The sequence below is a fragment of the Hyphomicrobium sp. genome (assembly GCF_020852195.1).
GTDB lineage: Bacteria > Pseudomonadota > Alphaproteobacteria > Rhizobiales > Hyphomicrobiaceae > Hyphomicrobium_C.
In genome coordinates, this window is sequence record NZ_JADZBI010000241.1 from 1 (window position 1) to 24103 (window position 24103).

Genomic DNA, 24103 nt, shown 5'->3' on the forward strand with positions numbered 1-24103 from the left:
GATCCCAGCCATCGAGGAGCTTGATGTGAAGAGCGTTGATGTCCACACCGGCAGACCACACGCCGGGCGTGATCGGCTGGACGATACCGGTCAGCGTGCTGCAGTGATTGTCGTTGAAGGGAATGTAGAGCATCCCGCTTTTCGGGCTGTAGGCCTCATACGGCCAGTCCTTGCCGCCCCAGAGGGTCGGGCAATAGGTCGCCGCCTTGCCAGTCCGAGGGATGGCGTCCTCGTTGTAGGTCGGGCGGCCGGTCTTTGGATCGATAGACTTGAAGACGTTGTTGTGCACGTACTTCTCAGCCTTGTCGAACGTGATCTTGCCCTTTTCGTCACGCTCCAGCCAGTAGAGCACGCCGTTACGCTGCGCACTTATCAGGCCTGGGACCTTCTTACCGTCCTTATTGAATTCGACAAGCGTTGGCGCGTTCATGGCTGCCCAGTCCCAGCCGTCGTTCCAGTGGTACTGGAAATGACTGATGATCTTCCCGTCATCCGGATTGATGGCGAGGGCTGAAGCCAGGTACAGATTGTCACCCGGACGCTGATCGGCGATCCATGGCGCGCCGTTTCCAACACCCCAGTAGATCACGTCGTTCTTCGCATCGTAGTTGCCCGGCATCCACATGGTGCCGCCGCCGTTCTTCCAGGCATCTTTCCACCTGCCATCCTGCGGCCAGGTTTCATGGCCCGGCTCGCCGGGGCCGGGAACGGAGTAGGTCGTCCAGGCTTCCTTGCCGGTCTCGGCGTCGAAAGCCTTGATGTAGCCACGCACACCGAACTCACCGCCGGACGGACCGATGATGATCTTGCCCTTCACCGCAAGCGGCGCCGACGTGATGTAAGCACTCTTGGTCTCCCAATCGCAGACCTGTGCCTCCCAGACTTTCTCGCCGGTCTTGGCGTCGATGGCGGTCAGGACGCAGTCGACGCTGCCGACGTAGACCTTGTCACCCCAAAGCGCCACGCCGCGATTGGTCCGGTTCAAGGCGCCCATGCCTTCCGGCACCTCGCGTACGAAGCGCCACAGAAACCGGCCGGTCTTCGCATCGAAGGCCAACACGTTGTTGTGCGGCGTTGCCACGAACATGTAATCGCCGTTGACGATGGCGGGGGCCTCGTGGCCCGAGTTCACGCCCGTGGCCGCGGACCAAACGGGTCTCAGCTTGGACACGTTTTCAGTCGTAATCTGATCGAGCGGCGTATAGCTCCAACCCTCGTAGTTGCCCTTCGTCAAGAGCCAGTTTTCTGGTTCCGGATTTTTCATCCGATCCTCAGTGACGGACTTATACTCCGGCAACTTGTACTCAGCGGATTGCACGGAGGCCGGTGTGGCCACCAGTGCAAGAGCTGCAATGGATGTTCGTAGTTTCATGGACGTTCTCCCAGTTATGAAGTTTCAATTGCGTGAGACGATAGTCGTGTTGCTCACGATGTGGGCGGCCCAATCGGTCCATTGAGCCGCCCCGCTACCACCAACGTTCCGTCGGTGATGGTCACCGGCAGCATGGCAAGCCTGCGAGTCGCTGGGCCGTGGACCACGGTCCCGTTGTTGCCAAGATCGAACGTCGAGCCGTGGCAGTTGCAGAGCGCCATGCGTGGGTTTTCGTGCTGACCGGAGATCGGACAGCCTTCATGCGTGCAGATCCCCGAGTACGCCACGATGCCGTCGGCAGAGTGCGGCTTCGTGGGTGGATCCAGATCGGTCTCAGGCACGCGCATGAGGATGAGCAGATTTGCGCGTGACCCGAAGACATCCTGTGTTTTTGGGTCCATGGGATAGACGAGGAGCGGCGGCTGGCCGATCTGCACATCGTCCGGAACGACAGTCTGTCCTTCCTTGTCGCCGGTCATGTGCGCGAAACGTTGTCCGGGCTCCGGACGTGGAAAGCGCCTGTTCTGCGCGAGAGCAGGCGAATTCCCCAGGAGGCCAGCAGCAGCAAGACAGCACCCGGAAACCGCAAGCCCCTGAATCACGTTGCGGCGACCAACGTCGAACGCATCTTCATCCACTTTGCCGGCCGCACGGCCGCCTCGTGTATCGTTAGACATGTTACTCCTCAGTTTGCATCTGGCACGCCATGCGCTTCAGTCGCCTTGCATGCGACGTCTTCTCCGCTGAAAGGCCAGCGGCACGAAAAAGCCAGCAAATCCCTTAGACGGCCCATGGCATCGCCATCCGCGCGGAGAGATCAGATGATGTGGCTCATAGTGTCTGACGCGGTGGGCTTGCCCAGTCTCCCGGCGCAAGCCCTCTGGTGTCAGCCGAGACGTGTCGTGATCGCTTTGGTCTCGAGATAGTTGGACAGGACCGCTTGCCCCATTTCACGGCCCCAGCCGGATTGCTTGTATCCGCCAAACGGCAGCGCAGCGTCGAAGATGTGGTAGCAGTTCACCCACACGGTGCCAGCCCGGAGACGATGTGCGATCGCCTGGGCCTTGGCCGTATTGGTCGACCAGACGCCAGCCGCCAGCCCATAGATCGAGTTGTTGGCTTCGGCGATCAGCGCGTCGTCAACCTCGTCGAACGGCGCGGCGACAAGCACTGGCCCGAAGATCTCCTCGGAGACGACGCGCATCGACGGGTTGGTGTTCGTGAAGATGGTCGGCGGCACAAAATAGCCATTGCCGCCCGCCCCGGAGCCGCCGCAGATCGCTTTCGCTCCCTGTTCATGGCCCGAAGCCAGCAAGCCGGTCACCCGATTGTACTGCACCTGGGAAACCAGCGGTCCCATCTCGGTCGTGGGGTCGAGTCCATGGCCGAGCTTGATCTTGGCCGCCTCCGCGGCGACTCCTTCCACCACGCGGTTGAAGATCGACCTATGAACAAACAAGCGCGATCCCGCGTTGCAGCACTGGCCGTGGTTGAAGAACACGGCGGCAGTCGCACCCTGGATGGCAAGGCCCAAGTCAGCGTCGGCAAGAACGATATTTGGCGATTTTCCGCCGAGCTCCAGCGACACCTTCTTAAGGTTCCCGGCCGAGGCCTTGACAATCAAGCGACCAACCTCAGTGGAGCCGGTGAACGCCACTTTGTCGACGTCCGGATGGGCGGCAAGCGCTGCACCGGCCGTTTCGCCGAAACCCGGAACGATGTTAACAACGCCTGGGGGGATGCCGGCCTCGAGCACGAGCTCGCCGAGACGGAGTGCAGACAACGGCGTCTCCTCCGCCACCTTGAGTACGATCGTGCAGCCCGTGGCAAGCGCCGGCCCAAGCTTCCACGCCGCCATGAGGAGCGGAAAGTTCCACGGAATGATCTGTCCGACGACGCCGATCGGCTCGGGGCGCGTGGCGGAGAAGAAATCGATCCCGGGCGCGGCGAGCCCTGAGATCGATATTGTCTTGCCCTCGATCTTAGTTGCCCAGCCGGACATGTAGTGGAACATGTCGGCCGAGAGCGTGACATCGGCCGCGCGAGCCACATGCTTTGGCTTGCCATTGTCAATCGCCTCGAGCGTCGCGAGCTCGTCCGCATGCTCAAGCACAAGATCACCGAGCCTGTGGATGATCCTGCCGCGTTCGGACGGTGTCATCGATGGCCACGGTCCGCTCTCGAAGGCCCTGCGCGCAGCCCTGACAGCAAGTGCGAGGTCAGCGGCGTCACCCTCGGCCCCGTCCGAGATCTTTTCTCCGGTTGCAGGATCGTGAACAGCGAAAGTTTTGCCAGACTGAGCCGGCGTCCATTTGCCGTCGATGAGCATAGGACGTGGCGTTGCCAGCCATTTCGCCAGCTTGTCGCTGATCAATGGCTTAATTGAGGGGATATCGACGCGTACATTCATAGGTTTTCTCCCTTTCGTTGGTGTTTTAGTTCCCGTTCAGCACAACTTTGCTTTTAGAAGGCTGCGCATTCGTGTCCTCAAGTTGAATCACTTTGCCTCGTCGTTTCTTTTGAATGCGTGCTGACTTTTCGTTCTCGATGCTCTCTCTAGTGGCCCGACTATTTATTTTCGGATTGGGTAGAGGCCCGCAAACAAGCCTGGCGCGTGTCAGCCTAGGCCAGCGACCCAAGCGACAACGATTGCAAGCAGGGCGCCGGTGATAGGGCCGACGACGGGTACCCAGGAGTACCCCCAGTCAGACGAGCCCTTCCCAGCGATCGGCAACAAAGCGTGGGCGACGCGAGGCGCCAGATCGCGCGCGGGATTTATGGCGTAGCCCGTGGGTCCACCTAGTGAGAGGCCGATACCCCAGACGAGGAAGGCGACCATCAGCGGCGCGAGCACGCCGGATGCCCCAACGGCCTTCGAGAAAATCGCGATGACCACGAAAAGCAGAACAAAAGTGGCGATCACCTCAGTGGCGAAATTGGATTTCGTGTCTCGGATCGCCGGACTCGTTGAGAAGCAAGCAAACTTGAGCCCGGGATCTTCGGTTTTGGCCCAGTGCGGCAGATAGGCGATCCAGACTAAAACTGCGCCTACGAATCCCCCTGCGAATTGGGCCACGATATAAGATGGAACGGTAGTCCACACACCCGACGAGTATGCAAATGCGAGCGTCACCGCGGGATTGATGTGACCGTTGGAACCTATGGCTACGGCGACCATGACGCCGGAGAGGACCGCGAACGCCCAGCCGGCCGAAATAACTATCCAGCCGCCGCCGTTTCCTTTGGACTGCGTAAGCAAAACGTTCGCTACGACACCATTGCCTAGCAGTATCAGCAGCATAGTTCCGAAAAATTCACCCCAGAAATGGGCTCCCATCGCGTTTGCTCCCCTGCAATACGTTCGCCCGGTCGGCGAACGGTGATTTGTTATTCTCGGGTCTGATGCGCGCTGATTTGGCGTCAGAAATGCCGGCATGCGCGAATAAACCTGCCGCTAATCAGCAACCGGCGTGCCATGTTGCAGCACAGCATCGCGCTCTCGCGCCATCACAGCGGAGAAAGAGTTGTAAAATCAGGATGTACTGAAGTAGGTCAAATAGTCGGCAGCACGGTCTGACTGCTGGACGTCCGCGGACACTCATGCAAAGATCGCTCTAACGCAGAACAACTGCGAAAAACGTTGTTCCATCGTAAAACTGTTTTTCGGGAAACGCCAAATGAGAGGGAATGCCGCTCATGGGACGGCAAGTCCATCGAACTGCGCACGCTCGAGGTACGCCCCGACCAGAGCATATCCTGAGGTCTTGGCGCCGCTGCGAATCTTATGGTCTCTCCAGCGACTCCGATCCGTCCGTGGACCGGCTCAGCTCATATGAGCTGAAGCTTCGCATCGAGCAGAACGAGGCGGTTTATCGGTGCTGTCGACCCGAACTAGAGACATTGCGTCGAGCTGCCGCTGGCGGCGACGGAGTTGCTATTGTCGCTGATCCCTCAGGCTTAGTGTTGGATTCTGTCGGAGCAGAGGATTTCTCGCGACGCGTCTTAGAGGTCGAACTGTGCCCTGGCTGGTCGTGGAACGAACGGTTGCGCGGAACCAACGGCATCGGAGCTGTGCTGATGGAGCTGAAGCCTCTCATAGTGCGAGGGGCCGAACACTTTCTTCAGCCAAATCGCTTCCTTGATTGCGCCGCGGCCCCGATCATGACGCCGTTCGGCTCGGTCGCGGGCGTGCTCAACCTCTCGGTCCCGAGCTCGATGGCCTCAGCCTATGCGCTTGGTCTAGTTGAGCTTGCCATCGACCAGATAGAACACCGGCAGTTCGCCGGCGCTTTCACACGGTATCAGGTCGTTAGGCTACACACGGAGCGGGAGTTGCTCGGAACGCCGAAGGAGGGCGTGCTGGTCTTCGATGGCTCCCGTTTGGTCGCGGCAAACCGTTATGGCCTCGCTGTTTTGAATCTGGACTGGAAGGCCCTTGGCCAACGCAGCTTCGGCGAGCTGTTCGATGCCGGTTCTCATGAGGACCCGGCAAGACATCTTGATCAGCTCCGGAGTTCGGATGGACGCCTGCTCCACAGCGCAAAGCCCGATACCAGAACCCTTGCGCGGTCCGTGCCCAGCCCGCCTGAGCTAAAACGGGTCACACTTACGAGGCCGATCTATGATGTCGCTATGCGCACCAACATCGAACGAGCGCTCCGAGTCATGGAGTGCGGGGTACCGATCGTCCTGTCCGGCGAGACCGGCTGCGGCAAGGAGGTGTTCGCCCGCCACCTTCATGCGCTCTCGTCGCGTGCCACGCATCCGTTCGTGGCCGTTAACTGCGCAGGACTGCCGGAATCGCTGATCGAAGCGGAGCTGTTCGGCTACCTCGAAGGGGCGTTCACCGGCGCGCGAAAAAGCGGCTCGAAGGGCTTGGTGCGCGAGGCAGACGGTGGGGTGCTACTGCTCGACGAGATCGGAGACATGCCGCTTCCCGCGCAGGCTCGCCTACTGCGCGTATTGCAGGAACGTGAGGTCGTGCCGCTTGGCGGCTCCAAACCGGTACCGGTAGATTTTATGCTTATCTGCGCGAGCCATCTCAAGCTCGAGGACATGGTCGCAGCGAAACGTTTCAGGCAAGATCTCTATTACCGGATTTCCCAGTTCCACTTACGCCTCAAGCCCCTGCGAGAGCACGTCGACCTCGACCTTCTTTTAAAGGAACTCTGGCTCCAGACCACCTCGGGCGACCAACGATACACACTTGCTTCAGCGACCGTCCAGCTATTGGCTCGGTACGATTGGCCCGGCAATTATCGACAGCTCGTTGGAGTGCTGCGAACACTATTCGCACTGGCTGAGCCGATGGTCGACATTCCGCCCTCCGCCCTCCCGCAGGAGATCCGAGATGCTGCGCCAGAGGCCAACGCAACTAACGCACAACGTCTCCAGGCCAAAACCACTGCGATTCTCAAAGACGTGCTCGACCAGCACGGTGGCAACGTCTCTCGCGCAGCAAAAAGCCTCGGAATCAGCCGCGGCACATTTTATCGACGATTGATCCAATCTAAGGGCGAGTAGTTGCCGAGCAGCATCTGGTCCGTTCAGTCATCTCAAGCATTGTACATAGGATCCAGATCTCCCCCACGCTGACATCTCCCGATATTGCTGCCGTTTCCCGCGCGGACCCATGGATCTTCGGGGTCCGTCGATGACACATCAGGAGGCAGCGCGCGCGATGATATCCGGCCTATTCTTCCCACCTTGCGCCAAAGCATGCCTTCTCGGCTTCGCCAGCAAAACGCTCGCCTACACCTGTCGCTCAATCAAGCGTAGGTCGACACCTGCGAGCGCGCCAGTGCCGCAACATTGAGCAACCCTCTCACGGAAATTGACGGCGTCACGATATGCACCTGGTTACTCAAGCCCATCAGAATTGGTCCCACCTCCGTTGCCTTGGCGATCGTCCGCAGAACGTTTCTGGTGACGCCCGCAGTCTCAGCGTTAGAGAACACAAGCACGTTGGCTTTGCCCGATAAGCGTCCATCGGGATAGATGCGCTCCCGGTACTGGACATCGAGGGCAGCGTTCACATGCATTTCCCCCTCATAGGTGAAGGATTGATCCCCGGCATCGAGAAGATCGATTGCTGCACGCATGGTCTGACCCGAACTTGTATTGAGGTTGCCAAACTCCGAATCCGAGATCAGTGCAATTTTTGGCTCCACTCCGAAACGCCTGACGTGACGGGCGGCAGCGATCGTGATGCCTGCGATTTCCCGAGGGGAAGGAAAGCGATGCACATGCGTGTCGGCGAGGAACAACGGTCCATCATCCAGGATCATAAGCGAGAGAGCGCCGATCGGCGTTGCCCCCGACGCCGCGAGGATTTGCGTCACATGGTTGAGGTGCCACCCGTATTGACCAAAGGTTCCGCAGATCATGCTATCCGCCTCACCACGCTGGACCATCAAGGCTGCAATCGCTGTCGTGTTGGTGCGTAGTACGGTTCTTGCGAGATCGGGCGTCACACCCTTGCGCCGCAAGAGGCGATGATAGGTCGTCCAGTAGTCACGATAGCGCGGGTCGTCCTGAGGATCTACGACCTCGAAGTCCTTGCCACGGCAAAGACTAAGCCCCTCGCGCTCGATGCGCGCTTCGATCACATCTGCCCGCCCCAATAGGATCGGTGTAGTATGGAGTTCCTCGGTGATCGCCCGGATTGCGCGCAACACGCGCTCATCCTCGCCCTCGGCAAAGACAATCCGACGCTCCGACGCCCTTGCAGCATCGAACACACATCGCATGATCGTGTGGGACCTGAAGACTTTTGCGTTCAGCGCAGATTGATAGGCGTCCAAGTCGAGATTGCGCGTCGCAACCCCCGAGTCTGTAGCTGCCTTGGCGACCGCATGGGCGATGGTGGGCAGCAGGCGCGGATCAAACGGTTTCGGGATCAGATAGTTGGGTCCGAAGGTCAAACGTTCGCCCTGATAGACTTCCTCAACCTCAGCGGAAATCGGGGCGCGCGCCAATGCGGCAATAGCCTCGACGCAAGCGAGCTTCATGGCATCGTTGATCTCCGTCGCCCCCACATCCAGCGCGCCCCGGAAGATAAAGGGAAAACACAGGACGTTGTTGACCTGATTGGGATAGTCCGAGCGGCCCGTCGCAATTAACGCCCGGGGTGCGACCTCACGTACCTCCTCGGGCATGATTTCGGGTTTGGGGTTGGCGAGTGCGAAGACGATCGGGTTCTCCGCCATGCGGGCCACCATGTCCTTCTTCAGGACACCAGGCCCGGAGAGGCCGAGGACCAGATCGGCCCCCACGATCGCATCAGCAAGCGTTCTCGCGCTTGTATCGCGGGCAAATTCGCGCTGTTCAAAGCTCAAGTTGTTTCGGCCGCTGTGAACCACCCCGTCGATATCGAGTAGCATGATGTTCTCGCGGCGAAGCCCCATGACGACAAGCATCTTCAAACACGCGATGCCTGCCGCACCGGCACCGACAGCAGTCACCCGCACATCCTCTATCTTCTTGCCCGAAATATGGAGAGCGTTGAGCACGGCGGCCGAGGCGACGATTGCGGTCCCGTGCTGGTCATCGTGGAATACTGGAATCCTCATCCTCTCCCGGCACAACCGTTCCACGATGAAGCAGTCGGGCGCCTTTATGTCCTCCAGGTTCACAGCGCCGAAGGTTGGTTCCAGTTTACACACGATCTCCGCAAGCTTTTTGGGGTCACTCTCGTTGACTTCGATGTCGAAGCAATCCACACCCGCGAACTTCTTAAAGAGAACTGCCTTGCCTTCCATCACAGGCTTCGAGGCCTGCGCCCCAATATTCCCGAGCCCAAGCACCGCAGTCCCGTTCGAGATGACCGCGACCAAATTTCCCTTCGCAGTGAACCGGACTGCGTTGCCGGTGTCGCTTTCGATTTGAAGGCAAGCTTCCGCAACACCGGGAGAATACGCATTTGAGAGATCACGTCCCGTTGCCATTGGCTTCGTCGCGCGAATCTCCAGCTTCCCCGGCTTGGGAAACTCGTGGTAGTCAAGCGCCTCCTGGCGCTTGGCGTCACTACTGTCCTGCGCCATGATAATTCCCCCATTCGCCTTGGCCAGTGAGAGGCGCTCTGTCGGAAAACAGCTGGCAAACCCCTATCCATTGCTACCCCGAAAGAAATTCTGACCACCTGACGGAGACCAAACCGCGGAGACCCGATTCGCGTATGATCAGCACTTCTGATCGACGGCGCAGATCACCAAACGCTTGCAGCATTGCCATGTCTCAGCAGCGACCTAGCCGCAAAGCGCCCGCCTAGAACTCCACTTCGATGGCCACACCTTTGGCGATCGCCAAATCTACTGCGGCACACGCAACGGCGAGATCCTGAAGGCCGACGCCGGTGCCATCGAACAAGGTGATCTCATCGGGTGTGCTGCGTCCCCAATGGCTGGGACCAATGACTGCGCCTATTTCGATGATGTCATCAACAGCAAGCAGACCATTTTCAACTGCGTGTTGTGCTTCACCGATCGATATTGATTGCGCTATCTCATCGGTAAACACCGTCGCGTTGGCGACGAGCTCAGCCTCGACCTCTTGTTTGCCCTTGGTGTCCGTTCCCATGCAGGCCAAATGCGTCCCTGGACGAACTTGTACTGCTTTGAGGATCGGCGCGAAGGAGGAGGTAATCGTAATGATGACGTCGGCCTCTGCACCAAGCCGGTCGAGACCGACGGATTCGAAAGGAATGCCTCTTTCGGCAGCCACCGCCTCAAGGCGTATCAATGCTTCGGGACGGCGGTTCCAGCCCAACACTCTCTCGAAGGGCCGTTGGTCCAGCGCCGCCCTTAGCTGGAAGGCTGACTGATGGCCGGCGCCGATCATTCCGATGACCTGTGCGTCAGGCCGTGCCAAGTACTTAATCGAGATGGCCGAGGCCGCAGCCGTGCGCAGCGCGGTCAGTAGATTTCCCCCCACCACCGCACGGCAGCGGCCAGTGTCAGCATCGAACAGAAAAATCGTAGACTGATGGTTCGTGAGCCCCATTGCAGCATTGTTCGGCCAGAAGCCGCCCGACTTGAGACCAAGCGCTAGGCTCTCGCGATCAAAGCCGGACTTGAATCCATACAAAGCGTTGGCGTGGCCGATGGCTTCGCGGATGACAGGAAAGTTGTAGGCGGATTTCTTCGCCATCGACGCGAAAACTTGCTCGACGGCGGCAAAGCAGTCGGCAGCCGAAATCAGCCCGGCGATCGCGCGTTCGGGCACGATGATCATGAACTTTCCTCCCCTAGGATGGCGCCCAGGACGCTTCCGCTATTTTTCAGTATGCTTTGCCGCGCGCGGAAATCGGCCAAAGGGTCTCAACCTTTCCGTTGCGCACGCCGACGTACCAATCATGGACATTGCAAGTCGGATCGCAGTGGCCCGGCACCAATCGGAGCTTTTCATTGATCTTGAGGACGCCATTCGGATCTTCGATAACACCGTGTTCATCCGAGCACTTGATGTATTTCACGCCATCGCGCCCATAGACGAAAGGCAGCCCGCTATCGACGGATTGTGCCTTGAGGCCGGCATCGACAACCGCCAGATGCGGCTTGGCGTGACTCATCACGGATGTCAGGATGAAGAGAGCATTCTGCCATTCACCCTGGTCTATGCGCTTGCCGTCCCTGTCACGGATACGGCCGTAATCGGCATCCATAAAGGCATAAGAGCCGCACTGAAGCTCGTTGTAGACTCCCGAATTCGACTCGAAATAGTACGATCCCGTGCCGCCACCCGATACCAGCTCCGCTTCAAGGCCAATCGCTTTCAACGCGCTGACGGCGTCGGCCACCTGCGCAATGGCCACGTCGAGTTTAGCTTTACGCTGCTCATAGCTCTCGATGTGCTGCATCGCACCTTGATAGGCTTGTATACCGGTGAACTTCAGGCCCGCTTCCGCGTCGATGGCTTTGGCGATCTCAAGCACCTCTTCAGATCTCCTCACGCCGCAGCGCCCAGCACCGCAATCGATCTCGACGAGGCACTCGATAGTGGTGCTATGCTTCTGCGCCGCCGCGGATAGGTCGGCCACATTGGCTAAATCGTCGACGCAGACGATCACGCGAGCGCCCAGCATGGGCAACCGGGCGAGCCGGTCGATCTTGACCGGATCGCGCACCTGATTGGAGACAAGAACATCGTGGATTCCAGCGCGGACGAACACCTCAGCCTCAGAGACCTTCTGGCAACAGACGCCTACGGCGCCGAATTTCATCTGTAGCTTCAGCACGTCGACGGATTTATGCATCTTGCCGTGCGCGCGATGACGCATCCCATGCGCATTTGCATATTCACCCATCTTCTTGATGTTTCGCTCCAGCGCATCCAAGTCGAGGATTAGACAAGGTGTTTGAATATTTGCCTCATCCATACCCGGCAGCGCGGGAACGTCATAGCCAACCTCAAGGCGGGCAAGACTCGTGAGTGCATTCATTGAAGCTCTCCTCGTGTCCAAGGCAGCTTGTCGACATCGACATTGCCCCCAGTGATGATGATTCCGACTCGCTTACCGGCAAAAACTCTGGGGTTTCTGAGAATCACGGCCAACGGCACAGCGCTGGAAGCCTCGACAACGATCTTCATGCGTTTCCAGATCAGCTTCATCGCGTCGACGATCTCCTCTTCGGAAGCCGTCAGGATGTCTGTCACGTAGGTGCTCACAAAGTGCCAAGTCAGCTCCTTCAGAGGCACCTTGAGCCCATCGGCGACAGTATTTGGCGCGTCGTCGGCGATGATGTACCCGGCGTTGAAGCTACGATATGCGTCATCGGCCTGTTCGGGTTCGGCCGCGTAGATCTTGAGATGTGGTGCGAGGTTTGAAAGCGTCAGGCAGGTGCCGGAGATCATTCCACCTCCGCCTATGGGGGCCACCACAGCGTCGAGACCGTCCACCTGCTCGATCAATTCAGCCGAGCACGTCCCTTGACCGGCTATCACGCGATGATCGTTGTAGGGGTGAACGAATTCGGCCCCTGTCTCAGCAACGACTTCGGCGAACACCGCCTCCCGACTGGATGTCGAAGGCTCGCATTCCACCACGCGTCCGCCGTAGCCCCTGACGGCATCCTTCTTCACCTGGGGTGCGGTGCGCGGCATCACGACGGTGCAGGGAATGCCACGCCGCCCCGCAGCATAGGTTAGACAGGTTCCATGATTGCCACTTGAATGGGTTGCAACGCCGTTCTGCGCCTGCCTTTGCGAAAGTCCGAGAACAGCATTCGAAGCACCACGCGCCTTAAATGCGCCAGCCTTCTGAAAGTTCTCGCACTTGAAGAACAACTGCGCTCCAGTCAGAGCATTCAGCGTCCGCGAGGTCTGCACCGGCGTACAGTGGACATAGCGCATGATCCGTTGGCGCGCCGCCAGCATGTCCTGAAGCGTCGGAATATGAATGCAACCGTCCATCATCATGCCGCCTTCTTCTGAACGGCCCCGACGCTCAGGCGATAGTGTTCTTGTGCGGCGGCCACACCGGAACCCAACTTCACAGGAATGCCAAGATCGACCATCGCCATCTCCGCCGCGGCAATCCCGGACAGAGCCATCACGTCGGTGAGACTCCCCAAGTGACCGATCCGGAAGACCTTGCCGGCGACGTCGCCAAGCCCGGTACCAAAGGCGACGCCGTATGGGTTGAGTGCTTGGGCGACAACCTTGTTGGCATCGAATCCCGGGGGCACGCGTATGGCGCTGACCGTGTCCGAGTAGAGCTCGGGTCGGACCGCGCACAGTTGTAAGCCCCAGGCTGCAACAGCCTTGCGGACGCCTTCTGCTATCCGATGATGACGCGAGAAGACGTTCTCGAGACCCTCTTCAAGCAGCATCTCCGTCGCAAGCCTCAGCCCGTTCAACAGGCCAACGGGCGGCGTATACGGAAAGCCGCCGCTGGCGTAGCTCTTGGCCATATCTCGAATGTCGAAGAACGTTCGCGGCAATGTGGCCGTCTCCGCAGCCGCCACCGCGCGAGGCGAGAAGCCGACGATGGCAAGTCCAGGTGGCAACATGAAGCCCTTCTGGCTGCCAGCAACGGCGACATCTACGCCCCATTCATCCATACGGAAGTCCATCGACCCGATCGAGCTGACCCCGTCAACGAACAGCAATGCCGGGTGCTTTGCCGTATCAAGGGCCTGCCGCACCGCCGCTATGTCAGACCGCACCCCGGTCGCGGTCTCGTTGTGCGTGGCAAGAACAGCCTCGATCTGGTGCTCCCTGTCCGCCGTCAGAACCTCTTCGAACCGGTGCGCGGGGACTCCATCACCCCAGTCCTGCTTCACGACAGTGACGTCGAGACCATGGCGCTGACACATATCGATCCAGCGATGGCTGAACATGCCGTTGCGCGTAGCCAGTACCTTGTCCCCCGGCGAGAGCACATTCGTGATGGCCGTTTCCCAACCGCCCGTGCCCGTGGAAGGAAAGACAAACACCTGCGCCTGCGTTGCCTTCAGCACCTTCTTCACTCCCGCCAGCGCGGGGTGCAGGATCTTGCCGAAAAGCGGACTACGGTGGTCGATGGTGGGCATGTCCACCGCCCTACGGAGCACTTCAGGAATGTTGGTCGGGCCCGGTATGAAAACCGGGTTCTGAGTGCTCATGTGGCGCTGCTCCTCGTTTTGAAGGACAACTACCACGAACCGCATAATCAGTAACGTTTTTTGAAATGCTTTTTCATTTTGTGCCATAAATATAGATAGACATTTACAATCAATCTGTTGTATTTTTTCATTGTGCAGAAAAATATTTGCGCGTATGTGTCTTCGACCAAAGCACTAGATGAGAGATGTCGATGCAGCAGCAGGCGCGTCGCCGCGGCCGGCCGAGAGGCCTGAAATCCACGCAGATCGCAAACATTCAGTCCCTCGATCGCGCGCTTGACGTGCTTGAAGCTCTAGCCGCCCGCGAAGGCATCACGCTTACGGAGCTATCGAGCCATCTGAGACAATCGCCAGCGACCATGCACCGAGTGTTGACCACGCTCGAGCAGCGGCACTATGCCGAATGCACTCCTGAGAGCCAGCAGTGGTTTATCGGAGCTGAAGCATTCAGATTGGGGTCAGCCTTTCTAAGGCGCATCAACATCGTCGAGCGCAGCCGCTCGATCATGAGAGATCTTATGGTCAGGACTGGCGAGACGTCCAATCTCGGCATCCAGCGCGATGGGGACGTGCTGTTCATCAGCCAAGTAGAGACTCATGAAACGATCCGAGCATTTTTTCCACCAGGCACAAGGTCACCTTTGCACGCGTCCGGCATCGGCAAAGCGCTGTTGAGCACCTTCGACGACGACCGGCTTGAGGCGTTTATCAAGACAGCCAAGTTCAACCGATTTACAGACAGAACGATCGCCAGTGCCGAGCAATTGCGCGAAGCAGTAAAGCGGACTCGGCAAAGAGGCTACTCTCTCGACGATGAGGAGCGGACCATCGGAATGCGCTGCGTGGCAGCGTCGATTCGCAACAGCTATGGCGAAGCGGTGGCGGGGGTTTCAATCTCCGGGCCGACAATCAGAATGCCAGACGGAAAGGTTCGTGAAATAGGTAGGTGGGTCGTCGAGGCCGCCGCAGAGGTATCACGGCGTCTCGGCGCAAGGTGACTTGGATCCCGGCAGCAGACCCACACGAAGATCACAGCCGAACGACGGCTGCTTCTGCCTCGACAGCCTGTCGAGCAAAAAATTCTCGTCCCTAAGCGCTTACCAGCTGCGCCCTCGGAGACTCAGCGCTAGCGACTTGCCCGAGACTAGATGGCCGCGGCCCACCGGTTGCCCAATCCAGCAACTCGACCGTATGAACGACCGGAATCCCCGTTCCCGAGCCTATCTGCATCATGCAGCCGATGTTGCCAGTACAAATTACCTGCGGCCGGATCGCTTCCAACGTAGCTACCTTGCGAGCCTTGAGCTCGACCGAGATTGCCGGCTGCAAGAGATTGTAGGTACCGGCTGAGCCGCAGCAGATGTGGCTGTCTCGCGGCTCGACAACCACAAAACCGGCCGCCTTGAGCAAGTCCTTCGGCGCGCTTCGAACCTGCTGACCATGCTGAAGCGAGCACGCGGCATGATACGCCACCCGCAGCGGCTCGGCATGCGAAGCATCCTTGAGGCCAAGGTCGCTCAAAACTTCGGTAATATCCTTCGCCAGGGCCGCCACGCGGCCGGCATCTTCCGCCAGAGCATCGTTTCGGAACATGTGGCCGTAGTCCTTGACTGTGGTCCCGCAGCCTGAGGTGTTGATCACCACCGCATCAAGTCCGCCGGCGTCAATTTCGGCCGTTAGCGCGCGAACATTGATCGCCGCCATCTGATGGCTCTCGCGAGTCTTGCCCATATGGTGAGTCAAAGCTCCGCAACAGCCAATGCCCTTAGCGATGACCACCTCGCAGCCGTGTCGCCGCAAAAGCCGAATAGTGGCATCATTGATGTCTGTGTTCAGCGCGCGCTGAGCGCAGCCCGTCAAGAGCGCAACGCGCTTTACGCGATCGTTCTCGGCCGGGATGGTCTGCGGGTGGTCGCTGGGGCTTGGAGCAGGAAGCCGCGCCGGCACCATCTCCAGCATGGCACGCAGGCGGGCGTCAGGAAGGAGCTTACGGAAAGGCTTAGCGAGCTTCGCGCCAAGCAACGCCACACGGAAACGGCCGGGATAGGGGAGGATCCGCGCCAGGAGCCAGCGCAAGGCTCGCTCGTCCCAGCGGCGCTTGTAGTTCTGCTCTATGTATTCGCGCGCATGGTCGACCAGATGCATGTAGTGCACGCCCGACGGGCAGGTGGTCATGCAGCTCAGGCAGCTCAAGCACCGATCGATGTGTTTGACGGTCTTCTCATCGGGAACCTTGCTGTTCTCCAGCATGTCCTTCATGAGATATATTCGGCCCCTCGGACTGTCGAGTTCGTCGCCCAGCACTTTGTAGGTCGGGCATGTCGCTGTGCAAAAGCCGCAATGCACGCAGGAGCGCAAAATCTCATTCGAACGTCGGGTCGCAGGATCGGCAAGTTGGTCCTCGGTGAAGTTCGTTTGCATCTCAGCCATCCACCAGACCGGGATTAAATATTCCCGCAGGATCAAATGTCTTGCGCAGAGCCGCCGAAAGATAGGCTATTCCTTTTGGTTCTGGCGGAAAGATAGGACTGGCCGGCAATGCTCCCCCGCGGACCAGCGTCGCCTGTCCGCCCTCCGCAGCCTTGCGCACCGAAACGGCATCGCCGCTGCCGCAATACCAGATCAGCCCGCCTCCCCAGTCGAGAGATGCATCGCCGCCAAGCGCCTGCAATGCGGCAACCACCGCCGGCGCATCGGTTGGCTTGACGAAGATGCGCCAAACGGCATCTGAGGTGCCGGCAAAGTGGTGCAGATCGCGCAGCCCACGCCACAAACTGCGGCTCTCTTCTTCCCCGTAAATGTCGATCTTTCGGTCGCGGAACAAGGTGATCAGGCGCTCCCGGCGATACTCCACCTGGCGTGAAAAACCCTCAACTCTCAGCCAAGCGGTTGCGCCACGGAACGCCGCTCCCGAGACTTCGAAAGGTGTTCTCAGCGCAGCAGAAAACAGCTCTACCGCTTCCGCCGCCGAGACGCCGCCAAAGGCCAGTGTCTGCTGGCTTTCCGCCATTGGCAGAGTTTTAAGCGCCACTTCCGATAATATGCCGAGCGTCCCATAGGAACCGCAGAGCAATCTTCCGAGGTTAAGCCCAGTGACGTTCTTCATCACCCGCCCCCCGTTTTTGATGATGCGCCCTTTACCGTCGACGAACCGCACGCCGAGAATGTAGTCCCGGCACGCGCCAGCCTGTACCCGACGCGGACCGCAGACATTCGCCGAGACCACGCCACCGATGGTCGGCGTGCCACTCGAGCCAAGCAACAGCCTATGATCCATGGGTTCGAAGGCAAGCGCCTGTCCCTGCGCTGCAAGCGTCTGTTCGATCTCCTCAACGGGGGTACCAGCGCGAGCGATCAGCGTCAGCTCGCCCGGCTCATAGGTCACGATTCCGCCAAGTCCGCGCGCCGTCAGCAGGAAATCGCCGCCCACTTCGGCCCATCGGACGCGCGTTCCGCCTCCGGCGATGTGCAGCGCTCGCCGCCTTGCGTAGCTTTCTTCGACAAAGGCCGCCAGTTCCGACTCGTCACCCGGCGCTGTGAAATTCGATGCGTTGCCGCCGTCGCAAGTCTTTAAGAGCATGTCGCCGCTCCCTCGCGATGTGGCCGGCTGGCCTCCAACGGGAAGACCTTTGCCGGATTGAGCAACCATGCGCGATCGAAGGCACCTTTGATCTCCATTTGTATGGCCATGTCGTCCGGTGCGAACTGCGTGGGCATCAGGTCACGCTTTTCGACGCCTACACCATGCTCGCCCGATAGGCATCCCCCCAGGTCGACGCAAAGCCGCAGGATGTCGTTGCCCAGGGCCTCCGCCCTCTCCAGATCTCCAGGCCTGTTGGCATTGAACAGGATCAGCGGGTGCATATTGCCGTCACCGGCATGGAACACATTGGCGACTTCTAGACCGGCTTTCTTGGAAAGCTCGCCGATCCGCTTAAGTGCATAGGGTAGCTTCGAGACTGGCACGGTACCATCAAGGCAGAGGTAGTCGCCAAGGCGGCCCATAGCTCCGAAGGCCGACTTGCGCCCCTTCCAGATCGCCTGCGATTCGTCAGCGTTGCGGCTGCAGCGAAACTCGATCGGGTGGAGCTCGGCGGCAACGGCGCGGATCCGCTCGATTTGATCGGCGATCTCTTGGTCTGATCCTTCCACCTCCACGATCAGCACGGCCGGGCAATCAGGGTACCCAGCCTTGGAGAACGCCTCGACCGCCCGCAGACACACATCGTCCATGTATTCGATCGCCACTGGAAGCACCCCGGAGCGAATGATGCGGGCGACACATTCGCCCGCTGTCTCGGCACTGTCGAAGCCAATCAGCATCGGTCGCGCACCTTCAGGCTTGGGGACAATCCGCAGCGTGGCCTCGGTGACGATCGCCAATTGCCCTTCCGACCCGCAGATCAGGCTGAGAATATCCAGTCCCGAAGCGCCCAGGAGCGGACCGCCCAATTCAACGATTTCACCGGTGGCGAGAACCATGCGTACACCGAGAAGATTGTTGGCAGTCACTCCGTATTTGAGACAGTGCGCACCGCCCGAGTTCATCCCGATATTGCCCGCAATGGTGCAGGCGAGTTGCGACGACGGGTCGGGGGCGTAAAAAAAGCCCTCCGACTCCAGCTCAGCGCTCACGGAAAGATTGGTTACGCCGGTCTGCACGCGGATGTAGCGGTTTGCAGTGTCGATTTCGAGGAACTCGCGCAAGCGCATGGTGCCGATGACCACGCTGTCGGCGGTTGGCAGCGCTCCGCCGGCAAGCGATGTGCCCGCGCCCCGTGGAATCACCGGAACGCGAAGTCCATGACATATCCGCATCGCAGTCGCTACCTCCTCGGTCGTGCGTGGCAGCACGACGGCCAACGGCGGACACCTGTAGGCGGTCAAGGCATCGCACTCATAAGCGCGCGTCTCCTCCGGATCAGAGACGATCGTTTCCGCAGGTAGCGCGGCAGCAAGGGCCGCAACGATCTCAGATTTTCGGGCGATGATCGCCTCATCGGGCGTTGGCATCGCGATGGTAGACATTGATCCAGGCCTCCAATTGGCATAAGGCGCTACTTGCGAATGTCGAATTTTCCACCTCGCACAGATCCCCGTAAACCCAACCAAAGACGTAGTAAGTGGCAAGAAGATCTGTTCTATTTCGGAACACAAAGCCGACGAGGCAGGCAAAAGGGAAGATACTGCTTTCGTGTCCGTATCCGCGCAAGCTAAGGCGGCAATCTGCGCGTGCCCGATCGCGGGCGTTGCCCGAAGAGTGGACGTTGGCGAGTGAGAGGACCGGATTCCTCACTGAAAAAGTGAACCGCTCAGAACTTCGTCCAGCCTTGGATGAGAAACACAAATAAAGCCAGTACCCGGCTCCATTCTATAAGATCGGAAGCTGGCGTGTACGCGCTCCTGCCGCTTGGCACGCTTGATACCGGCCAAGACGCGCATGTTCGTCAATGAGATTCCAAATCCGTCAAAGCGGCTGGATCAGGCCGGCTGGACAGCCACCAGACCTCCACACGGACAATTTGCGGAGAGAGAACCAACCCTATGGTGAAAGCCGTCGTCTTCGATGCCTACGGTACGTTGTTCGATGTGTATTCGATCGTGTCCACAGCCGAAAGCATTTTTCCGGGACGCGGACCCGTGCTCGCCACCTGCTGGCGGGACAAACAGATCGAGTACACCCGCTTGCGCACACTGTGTAATCGCTACGCCGATTTCTGGCAGGTCACGTCGGATGCGCTAGTGTTCTGCTGTGAGGACTTGGGGCTGCCGCTGACGGAGGATGATCGCGCACGCCTCATGGCCGAGTATGAGCGCCTGCAAGCCTTTCCGGAAAATATGCCTGCGCTTGAGCGGATGCGATCGGCAGGATTGCCGCTCGGGATCCTCTCCAACGGGACGCAAAAAATGCTGGAAACAGCACTCGCTGCTTCGGGCCTCGGAAACTATCTCGATAAGATTCTGAGCGTCGATGCTGTGAGAAAGTTCAAGACGGCATCGGAAGCTTACGACCTCGGCCCTAAGGCATTCGGCATACCGGCTGGCGACATTCTGTTCGTATCATCGAACGGTTGGGACGTAAGCGGGGCCGCATGGTTCGGCTATCATACATTCTGGCTCAACCGGGCCAACCGACCCATCGAACGTCTTGGAATCAAGCCTCACGCTGTCGGTACGACGATGGACAATGTAGCAACTTACGCCGTCGGAAACCGTGGAAGGCCAGAGTGACACGCGAAACAGTAAGACCGTCGCAAAGCAAGCGAGTCGAAGCGATACTTTTTCAGGTGGCAGCCTCCTAAGACCTTAGGCCTCAAATGCCTGGCTGATTCCCGCGTCGTGCACCTATGGAAATGCACCGCACGGCGCACAACGTGTGCTGGGTGGGTTGAGCGCACCAGGCGGCGGCTGTGCGGCGCTTGATGATGCCGAATGGGTCAAGGAATTGAACCTCAACCTCCTGCCGGCGGTCCGCTTGGACCGCGCGCTGGTGCCGGCGATGGTAAAACGGGGCGCTGGCGTCGTGATCCATGTGACGTCGATCCAGCACGAGCTGCCCCTGCCGGAATCGACCACGGCCTATGCCGCGGCGAAGGCCGCGCTGACGACTTACAGCAAGAGCCTGTCGAAGGAAGTGACGCCAAAGAGTATGCGCGTGGTGGGCTTTATTCGCATATCGCAATAACATGCGCTCTTCACCCCCAACCGGACGTAGTGTTTGGATGCATCGAAGCGCTGCTTCGGGCGGGGCGATATCCGCTTCTGGGACGCCACTGCCAAAGCGTGCTCGCTGCGATGGGCCATGAGCGGTCGTAACCTCATCGGCTATAGGGCAAATTTGATCTGGTACAGGCGCGACGAGGACGGGCAAGGCTTTTTTTGAGTTGCCAGTCAGATCGCTGATGGCCAACGGAACTTTGCGCTGGCCGCTCGACGCAGTGCTATCTTTGGAAGATATTTTACGCTTGGGGGCGTTTCATGAGTCTCAGGGCGGCCGGTATTGCAGCGCTCGTGTTGGCGGCAGCCGCGGCCTATCTCAGTCTCTGGCCCGTTCCTGCAGAGCCCGTGTCGTGGCCGGCGCAAAAGCCGCCGGGCTACGTCGGCGCCTTCGCACCGAACACCCGCTTGTCTGGACTGCACATGATCGATACCGGGAGCGAGATCGGTCCCGAGCACATCGCGATTGGCCCGGACGGAAAGCTCTACGCCGCCATGCACAGCGGCAACCTGATACGCATGGAACCGGCTGGCACGAACCAGGAGGTGTTCGTGAATACGGGTGGGCGTGTGCTCGGCTTCGACTTCGACGCCCGAGGGCGCATGATTGCCGCGGACGCCGTGAAAGGCTTGCTGGCCATTACCGCGGATCGGCGCGTGACCGTGCTGGCCGACCGCACGAGCCCCGGTGATCCGATCCGCTATGCCGACGGTGTCGTCGTGGCGCCGGACGGGACGATCTATTTCACGGACGCGTCCACGCGTTTCGCTCCCGCGGATTGGGGCGGCACGTACCCGGCGAGCGTGCTCGACATCATCGAGCAATCCGCAAGCGGTCGGGTGCTTGCCCATGACCCGGCGAGCGGAGACACCCGCATCGTCGCCCATGGCTTGTCCTTCCCCAACGGGATCGCCGTGTCATCCGACGGCCAGTCTCTCTTCGTGACCGAGACGGGCCGCTATCGCCTTTGGAAGATCGACGGCCGGGCCAACGATCTCGACGTGCAAAGCGGATCGACGCAGGCCAGGGTGCTTCTGGATAACCTGCCGGGCTACCCGGACAATCTGATGCGCGGACGCGATGGGCGCATCTGGGTCGGGCTCTTCAAGCCGCGCAACCCGGCGGCGGACAGCCTTGCCGAGAGGCCGTTCCTGCGAAAGGTTCTGCTGAGGCTGCCGCGCTTCCTTCTGCCGCTTGGCGAGTCGTATGGGCACGTCTTTGCCATCGACGAGGACGGCCGCGTCGTCGACGATCTGCAGGATCCGAGCGGCGCCTATCCCGAGGCAACGGGCGCCACCGAGACCGCCGATCGCCTCTACATTCATAGTCTTCATGCGCATGGGATCGGCTGGCTGCCAAGATGATGTGTATAATGAAGACGTGAACGGCGGAACTGGCCCGGCTCCGCCGCCAAGATGTCGCCAACCCAGCGGGCTTCGGAGCGTGTCATGAAACACCTCACTCCGTCGGAGCAGAAGCTTGGCTTCCGCATCCATGCGATCGTTTTCGTCCTCACCATCGTGGTGCTGCTTGTCATCAATCTATTGACCGGCTCGCCCTATTGGAGCCTGTGGGTGCTGCTTGGCTGGGGCGTCGGTCTCTTCTGCCATTGGTTCTTTGTCCTGGGTCCTGGAGCCCACAAGAGCGAGACCACCTGATGCGGCGCACCCGACCGCATGCCGGCAAATCGGTGGCATGCACGGAGGTGTCATGAACTGGAAGATCGGTCGGCCGATGCTGTCGGGTTGCCTCGGTTCGATCGTGGCGGCTGCAATCGCGACCGTTGTCACGCTGCTGTTCGCCGGCACGACGCCTTCCGGCAACGCCGCGCCTGCTTCAAAGGAAGCGCTGGAGGAAATCTACATTCTTCGCAGCATCAGGGAGCCGCATGAACCCGTCGCGGGCTGGTGCTCCTCGGGCAGGACCGGGTTCGAGCCGTTTCCAACGGATGCCGAGCGATTCTTCTCGTTCTGGAGCCTTGAATTACAACCCGACGGCAAAGTCGCCGACACGAAACGCAAGCGCGCAGCTGAGCTGCGCGGCTGCTTTGGCGCGACGAGCGAACCAGCCCGACAGAACTTCTACGCTGAAATCGAGTTGGGCTCGATTTCCTTTCGGGGGAACGGCGAGTGCCTCGCGGTCGGGATCGACTTCCCCGACACCGGCCTGTTTCCGGTCCGCTGTCAGCTCATCCTGAGCGGACTGCCGACCACGTATGTCGGCGGGCTCTTGACGACAAATACGATCACCAGCAAAGCCCGCTTTGGTGGCGACACGGATCCCGCCGGATACACTCAAGCTTCAATCGCAACGATCCGCCTATGGAAATCCAAGTGAACAGCGGCCAGCTTGGTCTCTCCAAGCGGATTTCGCCTCCAACGCTTCGGTCAATGTTGGCTAAGGGTCATGAGCGCGCGCCTGACCATCCGAACTTTCGACGGGTCGTGCCCAAATAACAGACGTGATCAGCGATGGCATCCGGATCGCCAATCGTTGGGACTGGATTTCCGCAAATGGGACCCGGCTGACTCCGCATGGTCGTGACGGTGATTAAGTTGGTGCCCGCAATCGATACGCTAGTACTAGCTGCGATACCCTAGTGCGCGTCGGACGTCAGCATCACGAAGCCATAGGCTCAGCCATGCAATGGCCGCCAAAGCAAACGCAATAAGCTGGGGTGGTGATCCGAGCTCTCCGATCCTGACATGCGTGCAAATCGCTCCGCCCGCAAATGCAGTAATGAGAATGGCGCCGATCGCGGCGGTTCTCGGTATCGCGAAGACGAGCGCGCAAAGCAGCATGATGCCGCCAAGGAGAGGGGAAAGCTCCGCAGGAAAGCCCACTTGAGCTTGTACGTCGGCAAGCAAGTGTGGAGCGAATATGCTCACGCCGGCATCAACGAGAAGAAACAGAACGACGAGTACCGATAGGCCGAAGCTTGTCCAGAGCGCAGTGCGGGAGGGCGTGAAGTGCGCCATTGCAGGTCTCCAATAGAGGTGTTGCGATGCCCGACGAGGTCAGCGCCCACGAGGGCTGAGCCGGGCTGGGTGGGGGGAACTAACTAGGATCCGGGCGGCGGCGCTGTTACGAAGGATACGCCGTTCGAGAGACCTGTGCCCGTTGGGTTAGGGAGGCTGCGGACCGGGCATTGACTGACTTCTGCCGGCCGCTGTGAATGACCGTTTATCCCTCAGAAGCTGCCGTCAATCACACCGCGATCATTCACTGACCAGGTCAGATCCCGACTTCCGTTCGTGGGACTAAGCGTCGAAATCACCCGTGGTAGCAGCCGGTCTAAACGGAAAATTCGCGCCGGAAGGTGAGCGGTGGCGGCCGGCCCGAGGGAAAGGGCCGGCCGCATTACGCACCCTATCGCAGCGGGGGGAGCTCTGCAGGGGCGCAAGATCCTCG

Annotated in this window: 19 protein-coding genes and 1 pseudogene; 7 read left to right on the forward strand and 13 right to left on the reverse strand. The window is 59.7% G+C overall.

Annotated features, from left to right (window positions below):
• From IT540_RS19770 to IT540_RS19785, 4 genes are all read right to left on the reverse strand, one after another.
• Nucleotides 1-1372: PQQ-binding-like beta-propeller repeat protein (locus IT540_RS19770; protein WP_291181594.1), on the reverse strand; the 1372-nt coding region annotated here is incomplete at its 3' end.
• Between the two features lie 53 nt (nt 1373-1425).
• Nucleotides 1426-1851: a Rieske (2Fe-2S) protein gene (locus IT540_RS19775; protein ID WP_291181595.1), complete on the reverse strand. Its 426-nt coding sequence runs from the start codon at nt 1849-1851 to the stop codon at nt 1426-1428.
• Nucleotides 1852-2258: 407 nt separating this feature from the next.
• Nucleotides 2259-3782 carry an aldehyde dehydrogenase family protein gene (locus IT540_RS19780; RefSeq protein WP_291181596.1) on the reverse strand — a complete coding sequence of 508 codons (1524 nt, stop codon included), beginning with the start codon at nt 3780-3782 and terminating at the stop codon, nt 2259-2261.
• Between the two features lie 207 nt (nt 3783-3989).
• A complete protein-coding gene (locus IT540_RS19785; protein ID WP_291181597.1) occupies nt 3990-4709 on the reverse strand; it encodes an MIP/aquaporin family protein in 720 nt (239 codons plus the stop codon).
• A 476-nt stretch (nt 4710-5185) separates the two neighbouring features.
• On the opposite strand from IT540_RS19785, the gene IT540_RS19790 reads away from it, so the two are divergent.
• Nucleotides 5186-6895, forward strand: coding sequence for a sigma-54-dependent Fis family transcriptional regulator (locus tag IT540_RS19790; RefSeq protein ID WP_291181598.1), 1710 nt, complete (start codon nt 5186-5188; stop codon nt 6893-6895).
• Nucleotides 6896-7140: 245 nt separating this feature from the next.
• Here IT540_RS19790 and IT540_RS19795 read toward each other — a convergent pair whose 3' ends face one another.
• The 5 genes from IT540_RS19795 to bhcA form a co-directional block, all read right to left on the reverse strand.
• The gene (locus IT540_RS19795) at nt 7141-9414 is read right to left on the reverse strand and encodes an NADP-dependent malic enzyme (protein ID WP_291181599.1); all 2274 of its coding nucleotides are present in this window, start codon (nt 9412-9414) and stop codon (nt 7141-7143) included.
• A 223-nt stretch (nt 9415-9637) separates the two neighbouring features.
• Entirely contained in the window at nt 9638-10603 is a 966-nt protein-coding gene (gene bhcD, locus IT540_RS19800) for an iminosuccinate reductase BhcD (protein WP_291181600.1), read from the reverse strand.
• 46 nt (nt 10604-10649) lie between these two features.
• Complete coding sequence (gene bhcC / locus IT540_RS19805) at nt 10650-11810, reverse strand: 3-hydroxy-D-aspartate aldolase BhcC (protein ID WP_291181601.1); 1161 nt, start codon at nt 11808-11810, stop codon at nt 10650-10652.
• Nucleotides 11807-12781 carry a beta-hydroxyaspartate dehydratase BhcB gene (gene bhcB, locus IT540_RS19810; protein ID WP_291181617.1) on the reverse strand — a complete coding sequence of 325 codons (975 nt, stop codon included), beginning with the start codon at nt 12779-12781 and terminating at the stop codon, nt 11807-11809. The genes bhcC and bhcB overlap by 4 nt, the downstream gene beginning before the upstream one ends.
• A 2-nt stretch (nt 12782-12783) precedes the next feature.
• Complete coding sequence (bhcA, locus tag IT540_RS19815; protein WP_291181602.1) at nt 12784-13974, reverse strand: L-aspartate--glyoxylate aminotransferase BhcA; 1191 nt, start codon at nt 13972-13974, stop codon at nt 12784-12786.
• Between the two features lie 191 nt (nt 13975-14165).
• On the opposite strand from bhcA, the gene bhcR reads away from it, so the two are divergent.
• The gene (gene bhcR / locus IT540_RS19820) at nt 14166-14972 is read left to right on the forward strand and encodes an HTH-type transcriptional regulator BhcR (RefSeq protein WP_291181603.1); all 807 of its coding nucleotides are present in this window, start codon (nt 14166-14168) and stop codon (nt 14970-14972) included.
• A gap of 91 nt (nt 14973-15063) precedes the next feature.
• On the opposite strand, the gene glcF is transcribed toward bhcR, so the two are convergent.
• Genes glcF through IT540_RS19835 form a run of 3 tightly spaced genes read right to left on the reverse strand, consistent with a single transcriptional unit; the run spans nt 15064 to nt 19002 of the window.
• The gene (gene glcF, locus IT540_RS19825) at nt 15064-16395 is read right to left on the reverse strand and encodes a glycolate oxidase subunit GlcF (protein ID WP_291181604.1); all 1332 of its coding nucleotides are present in this window, start codon (nt 16393-16395) and stop codon (nt 15064-15066) included.
• Between the two features lies 1 nt (nt 16396).
• Nucleotides 16397-17554: an FAD-binding protein gene (locus IT540_RS19830; RefSeq protein WP_291181605.1), complete on the reverse strand. Its 1158-nt coding sequence runs from the start codon at nt 17552-17554 to the stop codon at nt 16397-16399.
• A complete protein-coding gene (locus tag IT540_RS19835) occupies nt 17545-19002 on the reverse strand; it encodes an FAD-linked oxidase C-terminal domain-containing protein (RefSeq protein ID WP_291181606.1) in 1458 nt (485 codons plus the stop codon). Before IT540_RS19835 ends, IT540_RS19830 begins: the two co-directional genes overlap by 10 nt.
• A gap of 516 nt (nt 19003-19518) precedes the next feature.
• Between IT540_RS19835 and IT540_RS19840 the strand changes: the two genes are divergently transcribed.
• The 5 genes and pseudogenes from IT540_RS19840 (at nt 19519) to IT540_RS19860 (ending at nt 23029) form a co-directional block, all read left to right on the forward strand.
• On the forward strand, nt 19519-20205 hold the full coding sequence (locus tag IT540_RS19840) for a haloacid dehalogenase type II (protein ID WP_291181607.1): 687 nt from the start codon (nt 19519-19521) through the stop codon (nt 20203-20205).
• Nucleotides 20206-20350: 145 nt separating this feature from the next.
• Nucleotides 20351-20635: pseudogene (locus IT540_RS19845) on the forward strand (SDR family NAD(P)-dependent oxidoreductase); the annotation flags it as partial.
• Nucleotides 20636-20952: 317 nt separating this feature from the next.
• Nucleotides 20953-22056: an SMP-30/gluconolactonase/LRE family protein gene (locus tag IT540_RS19850; RefSeq protein WP_291181608.1), complete on the forward strand. Its 1104-nt coding sequence runs from the start codon at nt 20953-20955 to the stop codon at nt 22054-22056.
• Between the two features lie 84 nt (nt 22057-22140).
• Nucleotides 22141-22350, forward strand: a complete 210-nt coding sequence (locus IT540_RS19855; RefSeq protein WP_291181609.1) for a 2TM domain-containing protein — start codon at nt 22141-22143, stop codon at nt 22348-22350.
• Nucleotides 22351-22402: 52 nt separating this feature from the next.
• Nucleotides 22403-23029 carry a hypothetical protein gene (locus IT540_RS19860; protein WP_291181610.1) on the forward strand — a complete coding sequence of 209 codons (627 nt, stop codon included), beginning with the start codon at nt 22403-22405 and terminating at the stop codon, nt 23027-23029.
• Nucleotides 23030-23274: 245 nt separating this feature from the next.
• Here the strand turns inward: IT540_RS19860 and IT540_RS19865 are convergent, their stop codons facing one another.
• A complete protein-coding gene (locus tag IT540_RS19865) occupies nt 23275-23670 on the reverse strand; it encodes a DoxX family protein (RefSeq protein ID WP_291181611.1) in 396 nt (131 codons plus the stop codon).
• Between the last annotated feature and the right edge of the window lie 433 nt (nt 23671-24103).

What these genes read in the sequence shown, in the direction of transcription:
- IT540_RS19775 (WP_291181595.1), bottom strand. Translation starts at nt 1,851, where the DNA reads ATGACCGGCGACAAGGAAGGACAGACTGTCGTTCCGGACGATGTGCAG.
- IT540_RS19780 (WP_291181596.1), bottom strand. Translation starts at nt 3,782, where the DNA reads ATGAATGTACGCGTCGATATCCCCTCAATTAAGCCATTGATCAGCGAC.
- IT540_RS19785 (WP_291181597.1), bottom strand. Translation starts at nt 4,709, where the DNA reads ATGGGAGCCCATTTCTGGGGTGAATTTTTCGGAACTATGCTGCTGATA.
- IT540_RS19795 (WP_291181599.1), bottom strand. Translation starts at nt 9,414, where the DNA reads ATGGCGCAGGACAGTAGTGACGCCAAGCGCCAGGAGGCGCTTGACTAC.
- bhcD (WP_291181600.1), bottom strand. Translation starts at nt 10,603, where the DNA reads ATGATCATCGTGCCCGAACGCGCGATCGCCGGGCTGATTTCGGCTGCC.
- bhcC (WP_291181601.1), bottom strand. Translation starts at nt 11,810, where the DNA reads ATGAATGCACTCACGAGTCTTGCCCGCCTTGAGGTTGGCTATGACGTT.
- bhcB (WP_291181617.1), bottom strand. Translation starts at nt 12,781, where the DNA reads ATGGACGGTTGCATTCATATTCCGACGCTTCAGGACATGCTGGCGGCG.
- bhcA (WP_291181602.1), bottom strand. Translation starts at nt 13,974, where the DNA reads ATGAGCACTCAGAACCCGGTTTTCATACCGGGCCCGACCAACATTCCT.
- bhcR (WP_291181603.1), top strand. Translation starts at nt 14,166, where the DNA reads ATGCAGCAGCAGGCGCGTCGCCGCGGCCGGCCGAGAGGCCTGAAATCC.
- glcF (WP_291181604.1), bottom strand. Translation starts at nt 16,395, where the DNA reads ATGCAAACGAACTTCACCGAGGACCAACTTGCCGATCCTGCGACCCGA.
- IT540_RS19830 (WP_291181605.1), bottom strand. Translation starts at nt 17,554, where the DNA reads ATGCTCTTAAAGACTTGCGACGGCGGCAACGCATCGAATTTCACAGCG.
- IT540_RS19835 (WP_291181606.1), bottom strand. Translation starts at nt 19,002, where the DNA reads ATGTCTACCATCGCGATGCCAACGCCCGATGAGGCGATCATCGCCCGA.
- IT540_RS19840 (WP_291181607.1), top strand. Translation starts at nt 19,519, where the DNA reads ATGGTGAAAGCCGTCGTCTTCGATGCCTACGGTACGTTGTTCGATGTG.
- IT540_RS19850 (WP_291181608.1), top strand. Translation starts at nt 20,953, where the DNA reads ATGAGTCTCAGGGCGGCCGGTATTGCAGCGCTCGTGTTGGCGGCAGCC.
- IT540_RS19855 (WP_291181609.1), top strand. Translation starts at nt 22,141, where the DNA reads ATGAAACACCTCACTCCGTCGGAGCAGAAGCTTGGCTTCCGCATCCAT.
- IT540_RS19860 (WP_291181610.1), top strand. Translation starts at nt 22,403, where the DNA reads ATGAACTGGAAGATCGGTCGGCCGATGCTGTCGGGTTGCCTCGGTTCG.
- IT540_RS19865 (WP_291181611.1), bottom strand. Translation starts at nt 23,670, where the DNA reads ATGGCGCACTTCACGCCCTCCCGCACTGCGCTCTGGACAAGCTTCGGC.